Annotated in this window: 6 protein-coding genes and 1 pseudogene; 3 read left to right on the forward strand and 4 right to left on the reverse strand. The window is 73.2% G+C overall.

Annotated features, from left to right (window positions below; genetic code table 11):
• The coding region (locus ACFE8Y_RS19785) for a formate--tetrahydrofolate ligase (protein WP_375466085.1) at window positions 1-527 on the reverse strand (527 nt) is incomplete at its 3' end.
• A gap of 588 nt (window positions 528-1,115) precedes the next feature.
• Here ACFE8Y_RS19785 and ACFE8Y_RS19790 point away from each other — a divergent pair.
• Together ACFE8Y_RS19790 and ACFE8Y_RS19795 are read left to right on the forward strand one after the other, a co-directional pair.
• Window positions 1,116-2,510, forward strand: coding sequence for an EAL domain-containing protein (locus ACFE8Y_RS19790; RefSeq protein ID WP_375466086.1), 1,395 nt, complete (start codon window positions 1,116-1,118; stop codon window positions 2,508-2,510).
• Between the two features lie 65 nt (window positions 2,511-2,575).
• Window positions 2,576-3,463, forward strand: coding sequence for a TIGR01459 family HAD-type hydrolase (locus tag ACFE8Y_RS19795; protein WP_375466087.1), 888 nt, complete (start codon window positions 2,576-2,578; stop codon window positions 3,461-3,463).
• Between the two features lie 291 nt (window positions 3,464-3,754).
• Here ACFE8Y_RS19795 and ACFE8Y_RS19800 read toward each other — a convergent pair whose 3' ends face one another.
• The 3 genes from ACFE8Y_RS19800 to msrB all read right to left on the reverse strand — a co-directional run bounded on the left by ACFE8Y_RS19800 (window position 3,755) and on the right by msrB (window position 7,251).
• Window positions 3,755-5,752, reverse strand: coding sequence for a methyl-accepting chemotaxis protein (locus tag ACFE8Y_RS19800; protein ID WP_375466088.1), 1,998 nt, complete (start codon window positions 5,750-5,752; stop codon window positions 3,755-3,757).
• A 203-nt stretch (window positions 5,753-5,955) separates the two neighbouring features.
• Window positions 5,956-6,690: a peptide-methionine (S)-S-oxide reductase MsrA gene (msrA, locus tag ACFE8Y_RS19805; protein WP_375466089.1), complete on the reverse strand. Its 735-nt coding sequence runs from the start codon at window positions 6,688-6,690 to the stop codon at window positions 5,956-5,958.
• Window positions 6,691-6,762: 72 nt separating this feature from the next.
• Complete coding sequence (gene msrB / locus ACFE8Y_RS19810) at window positions 6,763-7,251, reverse strand: peptide-methionine (R)-S-oxide reductase MsrB (RefSeq protein ID WP_375466090.1); 489 nt, start codon at window positions 7,249-7,251, stop codon at window positions 6,763-6,765.
• A gap of 194 nt (window positions 7,252-7,445) precedes the next feature.
• On the opposite strand from msrB, the pseudogene ACFE8Y_RS19815 reads away from it, so the two are divergent.
• Window positions 7,446-7,614, forward strand: a pseudogene (locus ACFE8Y_RS19815) (transposase); the annotation flags it as partial.

The raw sequence follows: 7,614 nt of genomic DNA on the forward strand, positions 1-7,614 counted from the left end.
GCGCGCAGCGCCCGGTCGTTCATGTCGACGACCCGGCGCCAGTGGATGCGGCGCACGTCGATGTCGAGCTCGTTGGCCCAGTAGACGTGGTTGTCGATGAGCGCGGCAGCGAGCGAATGGGCCGCGGTGATGGCGTGGAAGTCGCCGGTGAAGTGCAGGTTGATCTGCTCCATCGGCACCACCTGCGCCTTGCCGCCGCCGGCCGCGCCCCCCTTCATCCCGAAGCAGGGGCCGAGCGAGGGCTCGCGCAGGCAGATCATCGTTTTCTGGCCGATGCGGTTCAGCGCGTCGCCCAGGCCCACCGTGGTGGTGGTCTTGCCCTCGCCCGCGGGCGTCGGCGAGATCGCGGTGACGAGCACCAGCTTGCCCTCCGGCCGGCCCTCCAGTCCGGCGATGTAGCCGTGGTCGAGCTTGGCGATGTGCCGGCCGTAGGCGTGGAGCGCGTCGTCGGGAATCCCGAGCTTTTCCGCGACCTGCGCGATCGGCTTCAGCGTCGCCGCGCGGGCGATCTCGATGTCTGAGGGCATGGTTTCCTCACCTCTTGCCACGCGGGCGTCGTGCGGCGTCCGGTTGATGCCCGGCACGTCCGGTCCGCCGGCTCTTGCCGTGCGGCGCTCGTGAGACTGGGACCAAGATCCAGTCTACCCTCCCATTTTGCGACAAGCGGGACCGAAAAGCGCGTCGAAAGTTTTCGCCGCGACGACAAATCTTTTTTCGGTTTCAGGGATGGCGTGCGCCGGCACGCGGCATCGCGACCCGGCCGCGCGCCCGGTCAACCTTCACCGCCGCCGCCCGATCCGGCGGACCGTGCGCCCCACGGCGTCGGCGCAGCCGTCGCAGGTCATGCCCTCGACCCGCATCAGGAGGTCGCTCTCGGTCTCGTCCACGTTCGCGGCTCCGCCCGGTCTCGGCCGGTTCAGGCGCGCCGCCGCGGCCGACAAGGGCGGGGCGGGGATGAGGCGCATGTCACACACCCGCGAAATCCACGCCGGCCCGCCGCCCCCGCCTTGCGGGCGCGCCGGCCCTCGGCGACAAAAGAAGGTCTCCCCGATCCGGCATCGGCCGCCGGGGACGGCGTCCCGTGCAGGTTGACGAGACGAGGGGCGACCCGTCCGATGATCCGGAACTTCGGCCGGCACGCGAGCCTGTTGGCCCTGGGGCTCCTCGGGCTCGTGATCCTTGGCCCCCTCGCGGCCCTGCTGCCGGTCGCGGGTGCCCTCGCGCTCGCCGCCGCCGCAGCAGCGGCGGCGCTCGCGGCGCACGCCCGCGCGAGCGGGCTGCGGGCGCGCTGCGACAAGGTCTCGGCGGAACTCGACGCGCTGTCCAGGCGCCTGCTCAGGGCGGAATCCGCCCTGCGGCCCGATCCGGCCCAGGCCGCGCTCCCGCGGGAGGTCGAGGAACTGACGGTCGAGATCGGCCTGCTCAGCGGCATCGTGCGCGACTTGGCCGGCGTGGTCGGCACGCAGGACGGCGAGATCGCCCGGCTCAAGGCCGAGGCCACCCTGGCGGCGCGGGCCCCGGCGCCCGCGCCGGCCCCCCCCGCGCCGCCGGCCCCTCCGCCGCCGCCCGTTCCCGCCCCGCCGCCGGCCGGCCCCGAGGCCGCGGCGCGGCGCGCGGAGCCCGCACCCGCGCCGCGGCCGATCCCGCCGCGCCCCATCCCCCGCTCCGGTCCCACCGAGGACGCCGCCGTGATCGCGGCCTTCGACGGCGACGGGCTCGAAGTCCACCTGCAGCCGGTCGTCACCCTGCCGCAGCGCAAGGTCGCCTCCTACGAGGCGCTGGCGCGGCTCCGCGTCTCGGGCGCGAGCCTGGCGCCCGACGCGTTCCTGCCGGTGCTGGAGCGGCACGGCCGCTCGACCGAGCTCGACCGGCGCATGCTCCAGCGCGTCGCCACCATCGCCCGCCACCTCGTCGGCCGCGGCAGCGAGGCGGCGGTGGCCTACGGCCTGTCGCCGCTCTCGCTGTTCGAGCCCGGGTTCCTGCGCGCCCTCGCCCGCTTGGTTGCCGCCGAGCCGGCGCTCGTCGGGCGCCTCGTCGTCGCCCTGCCGCAGGCGAGCTGGCGCACCCTCGACGCCGAGCAGGCGGGCGCGCTCGCCGCCATGCGCGGCCGGATCGGCTTCACCCTGGACCGCCCGACGGATCTCCGCTTCGACGCCGCCGCGCTTGCCGGCCACGGCGTCGGCCAGGTCAAGGTGCCCGCCGACCTCCTGCTGCGGCCGGGGCCGGCCCGCCGCGACCTGTCGGACATCGCGATCGAGGACCTCGTCACGGCGCTGGCCCGGGCCGGCATCCGGCTCGTCGCCGGCAACGTCGAGGCGGAATCCGACGTGCCGGACCTCATCGACCTCGACGTGCCGTTCGCGCAAGGGGCCGTCTTCGCCCCGCCGCGGCCGGTGCGCGCCGACGTGCTCGCCGCGCCGCCCCCGGCCCCCGCGCCCGCCCCGGAGGAGCCCTCCGACCCGCCCCCGGAGCGCCGCCCGTTCCGGGCGTTCCTGCGCCGGGTGGGCTGACGACCGCCGTTGCCATCGGGCGTCGGCCCGCCTAACCCGGCGCCCGAGACCGCGCAGGACCGATCATGATGCCCTCCACGATCCCGACGCTGGCCGGCATCGCCGGGATCGCGGCCGGGTACGACCTGATCCTGTGCGACGTCTGGGGCGTGCTGCACGACGGCACCCGGGCGCATGCGGGCGCGGGCGACGCGCTGATCGCGTTCCGCGGCCTCGAAGGCGCGCGCCCGCGCCGCGTCGTCCTGGTCTCCAACGCCCCCCGCCCCTGGGACGGGGTGCGGCGCATCCTCGACGGATACGGCGTGCCGCGGGCGGCCTACGACGCGATCCTCACCTCGGGCGACCTCACCCGGGATCTCGTCGCGAAGCGGCCCGGCGCCCGCGTCCACCACCTCGGCCCGAAGCGGGACGCGCCGATCTTCTCGGGCCTCGACGTGGCGCTGGTCGGGGCGCAGGCCGCCGACCTCGTCGTCTGCACCGGCCTGTTCGACGATGCCACCGAGACGGCGGACGATTACCGCGGCACGCTCGCCGCCCTGAAGGCCCGCGACGTGCCGATGATCTGCGCCAACCCCGACCTCGTGGTCGAGCGCGACGGTCTGCTGATCCCCTGCGCCGGCCTCATCGCGGCGGCCTACGCGGAGGTCGGCGGCAGGGTCACCTACGCCGGAAAGCCCCATCGCCCGGTCTACGCGGCGGCGATGCAACTCGCCGCGTCCCTCGACGGCGGCGCCGCGCCGGACCCCGCCCGGGTGCTCGCGGTCGGCGACGCGCTGCGCACCGACATCGCCGGCGCCAGGGCGTTCGGCATCCCGAGCCTGCTCGTCGCCCGCGGCATCCACGCCGAGGAGCTCGGGCTCACCGCCGCGCACCACCGGCTCGGCGACATCGCCGCGTGGCTCTCGAATCAGGCGGTGCAGCCGGACGCGGTGATCGAGCGGCTGGTCTGGTGATCCCGCCCCCCGCGACTGCGAGGCGGGCGGTCCGCCTGACCTCATGGGTCATGACCCATGAGATTTGGCATAATACCGGATCTCAATGAGCCCGACTCCTTGAGATCCGGCCCCCGCGACTGCGGGGCGGCGGTGGTCCGCCGGACCTCATGGGTCGTGACCCATGAGACTTGGCATGAGAGGTTCTCGCGATCCCGGCGCCGGAGCGTTTTCCAGCGAGGTGGACACCGGCTCGCGTGAAGACGACGCGATCACGCAAGACGCCCCAGGTCCGCTTGCGGCGCCCCGCCTTCACGCGGCCCGGATGGCGGAGAGGAAGCTTTCGACCTCCTCCTTGACCACGAGCGACTGCGTGGCGAGTTCGCCCGCCGCGCCGAGCACCTGCTGGGCGGCGCTTCCGGTCTCGCCCGCCGCGGCCAGCACCTGCGCCACGTTCGTCGATACGTCCTGGGTGCCGCGGGCCGCCTCCGACGCGTTGCGTGCGATCTCGCTCGTGGCCGCGGTCTGCTCCACCACCGTGGCGGCGATCGTGCCCGTGATCTCGTTGACCGCGCCGATCGTGCGGCCGATCCCCTGGATCGCGATGAAGGCCTGCTGCGAGGCCGCCTGGATGGCCGCGATCTGGGCCGTGATCTCCTCGGTCGCCCGCGCGGTCTGACCGGCCAGTTCCTTCACCTCGGAGGCCACCACGGCAAAGCCCCGTCCGGCCTCGCCCGCGCGCGCTGCCTCGATGGTGGCGTTGAGCGCGAGCAGGTTGGTCTGCCCGGCGATGCTGGAGATCATCGTCACCGCCTCGCCGATCTTGGCCGAGGCCTGCGTCAGGGCCGCCATCGTCGCGGAGGTCGCCTCAGCTTCCCGCGCGGCGTGGCCGGCGACCTCCGTGGAGCGTTGGACCTGCCGCTCGATCTCCTGGAGCGAGGCCACCATCTCCTCGGCGGCCGAGGCAACGGTCTGGACGTTGGCCGAGGTCTCCTCGGCGGCCGCGCTCGAGGCCATGGCCCGGCTGCTGGTGTCGTCGGCGACCCCCGTCATCGATTGGGCCGTCGCGTCGAGTTCGGCGGCCGCCGAGGTGACGATGCCGATGGCGCCGGCGATCGTCCGCTCGAAGCCCTGCACGAGGTGATCGACGCGGTCGGCGCGGTGCTGGCGGGCGGATTGCTCCGACACCTGCTGCGCCTCCAGCTCGATCCGGGCGATGGCGTTCTGCCGGAAGACATCGACGGCCTTGGCCATCTCGCCCATCTCGTCCGTCGCGTCCTGCGAGGGCACGACGACCGCCGTCTCGCCGGAGGCCAAGCGGCTCATCGCGCCGGTCATGCCGGCGATCGGCCCGACGATGCTGCGGACGATGACGAGGGCGAGGCCTGCGCCCAGCGCCAGGATCAGCCCGAGCAGGACGAATTGCACGGTCTGCGCCGTCCGCATCGTGGCATCGCTCGTCGCGGTGAGCTCCATCAGGTGCGCTTCGATCTTGGCCCGGGCGTTGAGGCCCGCGTCCGTCATCTTCGCCATCTGCGGCTTGATGTTCTGCTCGTAAAGCGCGTCCGTCGCCAGGAGCGCCGCGGACACGGACTGGAAGCTCGCGACGTAGGACCCCAGTAGGTCCTCCACCGATTTGTGAGCCGCCCCCTCCCGCGTGCCGAGGTCGAGGCCGCGCAAGGCCCTGAGGCTGGCTTCGGCCTTGGCGACGCTGGCGGCGAAGGTGGCCGGCCCCTTGGCATCGAGGGTGGCGAGGAAACGCCAGTTGGCGACCCGCACCGCGAGAATCGCGTTCTCCAGGCCGGGCATCTGAGCCGTGCCGGCGTCGTGGCCCGCCGTGCGCAGCTCCGCCGCCAGTGTACCGAGGCTCTTCACCAGGGCGTCGCCGGCTGCGAACAGCTTCCCCTTGCCGTCCTGGGTCGTCCGGCCGAGCTCGATCAGCTTGACCATGTTATCCGACAGGGCTTGGTCCTGCTCCCGGATCGTCGCGTACAGGGCCTTGTGATCGGCGCTGAGGGCGCGGCCGATGAGGCCGTCCGAGAGCGTCTTGATCGAGGCGAGGCTGGCCGACATCCCGTCCACGCTGGCCTGGGCCTGCGTGGCGCGGAACGCGTAGCTCTGCGCCAGGAACCGATCGCTCAGGCCGTTGATCGCCAAGACGTCACGCGTGTTGCGTTCCAGGCGGCCGCGTATGTCGTAGGTGCCGGCGAGGCTGGACAGTTGCACGGCGGCGAAACATCCCATTCCCCCGGCGAGCAGCACGAGGGCCGCGAAACCGCCGTACAGGCGCGAGCGGATACCGAGCTTCATGATGTTCGTCCCGATGATGATTCGATGCCTTCCGCGGGACGCTGCCTCGGAAGATTTAAATCATCGCGAACGAAATCCTTCTCCGAGCGCGTCATCCGTCGAACGCGGCGCTTTGAAAGGTCGTCGCCCGCCGAGCGCGTCCCGCCGGCCGGCGGCGATCGGGCGCGTCGCCACGGACGCGCCGCGGGTCGCCGTGGCCGGACTCACGCCGGCGGGCGGCCGCCGACCAGCACCGGCTCGGGGGTAACGCGCTCCGGGAACAGCGCCTGGAGGTCGCGCAGCTTCGGGGCGTCGTTGGCCGCGATGTAGGGGTGGTCCGGGTGCAGGGCCATGAAGTCCTGGTGGTAGCCCTCCGCCGGGTAGAAGGCGGCGCCCGGCTCGATCCGCGTCGCGATCGGCCGGCCGTAGGTGTGGGCCGCGTCGAGCTGGGCGATGTAGGCCGCGGCCACCCGCGCCTGATCCGCGTCCGCGGGGAAGAGCGCCGAGCGGTACTGCGGTCCGGAATCCGGCCCCTGGCGGTTCACCTGCGTCGGGTCGAGCGCCACCGAGAAGAAGATCCGCAGCAACTCGTCGTAGCGGATCACCGCCGGGTCGTAGGTCACGCGCACCGCCTCGGCGTGCGCCGTGCCGCCGGTGCTGACGGCGCTGTAGCGCGCATCGTCCCGGTCGCCGCCGGCGTAGCCCGAGACGGCCTGGCTCACGCCGCGCACGTGCTGGAACACCCCCTGCACGCCCCAGAAGCAGCCGCCGGCGAAGGTCGCCGTGTGCAGGCCCGTCTCGCGGGCCGCGACCGTTGCTTCCGGCAGGCGCCGGCCGGCCTCCTCCGCGTGGGCGAAGCCGCGCAGGGAGAAGGCGGCGGCCATCAGGCCGAGCCCAGCGATCGTGGCGAGGCCGACCGCGCGCAGGCTGGTCTTCTCGGTGGGGGACGCGTGGGGCATGAGGTCTCCGAGGTGGATGGTCTTCGATGGATGGTCTTCGGGCCGCGGTGCCGGGCCGAGGACGCGTGAGGATCAGGCGGCGTGGAAGCGGAGCGCCGCGCCGTTCATGCAGTAGCGCTGGCCGGTCGGCGGCGGCCCATCGGCGAAGACGTGGCCGAGATGGCCGCCGCAGCGGCGGCAATGCACCTCCGTGCGGCGCAGGCCGTAGGCGCCGTCGGTGGTGGTGCCGACGGCCCCCGCGATCGGCGCCCAGAAGCTCGGCCAGCCGGTGCCGCTCTCGAACTTCGTCTCGGAGGAGAACAGCGGCAGGTCGCAAGCGGCGCAGGCGAACCGGCCCGAGTCCTTCTCGCGGTTCAGGGGGCTCGACCCCGGGCGCTCGGTGCCGTGCCCGCGCAGGATCGCGTAGGCCTCCGGTTCGAGCTCCAGCCGCCACGCCGCGTCGCTCTTGACGACCTCGAACGGGCCCGCGGCGGCGGGCTCGGCGCCGCGGGAGCCGAGGCGGAAGGCGGCGAGGATGCCGGCGAGCGGGAGACCGATGGACAGGATCTTGCGGCGGTTCATCTGGGCGCTCCCTCCGGCTCGCGGCACGCACCTGTTCGCGCCGTCGCCGCCCCGGGTTACGCCGGCCACCGTATCCCGCTCGCGGCGCGATGGCGAGTTCGCGGTGAACTGACCGCACTTGACGCCGAGGTTCTTACGCATCGGCTCGCCCACGAACGGCCGGAAGCAGCGGCGCCGGTCACCGGACATTCTCCCATGCGCTTGTCGTCATCGACGGCGCCGGATGGCTCAAACCCGGCGGCAGGCTCAAGCTGCCGGACAACATCAGCACGCTCACGCTGCCGCCATACAGCCCCGAGCTGAACCCCCAGGAGAACATCTGGCAGTTCCTTCGCCAGAACGACCTCTCCAACCGCGTGTTCG

This window comes from uncultured Methylobacterium sp., assembly GCF_964242245.1.
In the GTDB taxonomy this organism is placed as follows: Bacteria; Pseudomonadota; Alphaproteobacteria; order Rhizobiales; family Beijerinckiaceae; genus Methylobacterium.